The 440-nt window shown below is 63.2% G+C and carries 1 protein-coding gene; it reads right to left on the minus strand.

Annotated elements, in window-relative coordinates; genetic code table 11:
* A partial coding sequence (locus AC0L2Y_RS34615; protein WP_473562342.1) for a transposase domain-containing protein occupies positions 1 to 420 on the minus strand: 420 nt, incomplete at its 3' end.
* Between the last annotated feature and the right edge of the window lie 20 nt (positions 421 to 440).

Here is a 440-nt window from a genome sequence, read left to right on the forward strand (position 1 = left end):
CTTTTCCAGCGCTTCGCAGCCAGCAGGCGTTTCGGGCTCGATAACCACCTCGACCCGTTCGAGATGGGCCGCAAAGCTTTTGCGAGGACGCGGAGCGCGCTTCGCTTTCGAGCCGCCCGCAGACTTCTCCATCTGCGCTTCGATGGCTGCCACACCGGTTTCGATCTCGTCGAAGACCAGAGCGTACTGCTCCTCGCTCAGCGCACCGGTCCGCAACCGTTCGGAGCGGCTGCCAAAGCGCGCCCGCTCCAGCATCTTCACGACCGCGGTCAGCCGTGCGATCCGCTCATCAGCGCTCTTGCTGGCCAACTCGAGATGGAGGTTGCGCTCCTCCAGAAGGGCGGCCTTTTCGGCCATGGCAACAACCATCGCCTTGAGCGCGTCAACGTCGTCCGGGAGCGCGAGTTCGGGTGCCGACATGGCCAAAATCAGAGCATATT

The sequence above is a fragment of the Mesorhizobium sp. WSM4830 genome, assembly GCF_055811495.1.